Origin of the sequence: Microbacterium sp. AISO3 (assembly GCF_002204305.1) — a bacterium.
Taxonomy (GTDB): Bacteria; Actinomycetota; Actinomycetes; order Actinomycetales; family Microbacteriaceae; genus Microbacterium; species Microbacterium arborescens.
Map to the genome: position 1 here is coordinate 1 of NZ_NHRF01000180.1, position 393 is coordinate 393.

A 393-nucleotide genomic window follows, 5' to 3' on the forward strand; every position below is an offset into this window, starting at 1 on the left:
GGTGCCAGTACTGCATGAAATGCGCGGTGTAGTGCGGATGCGGCCAGCCCTCCGGCATGCCCTGCATCAGGCCGTGCAACATGGCGATGCGCGGAAAGTCCGCCGGGTAGATATCGCTGCGCGCCACCGGCCACAGCGGCGTCCTGTGCAGGAATTTCAGGTCGCGCTGCAGGGTCGATCCCATCCGCAGCTTCATGCCGATGCCGTCGAACAGCCAGACGCGGCGGGTGGGAATCAGGACGAAGCCGGCGCCGCGCAGGGCGGCGATCAGGGCGCCGTTGCGCTCGGCATTGAGGGAACGGAACCAGAGCGCATGCTGCGGCCAGCGCTGCAGCGCGGCGTCGATGACGCGCGCGAGCGCATGCGGCCGGATGTGCGGGTAGAAGCAGGTGT

General features: G+C 68.2%; 1 protein-coding gene. It reads right to left on the minus strand.

Translation table 11 applies throughout. The features are described 5' to 3' along the window. Positions 1 to 393 (minus strand): hypothetical protein (locus tag CBF90_RS18510; RefSeq protein ID WP_197690612.1); only part of this gene is annotated, 393 nt, incomplete at both ends.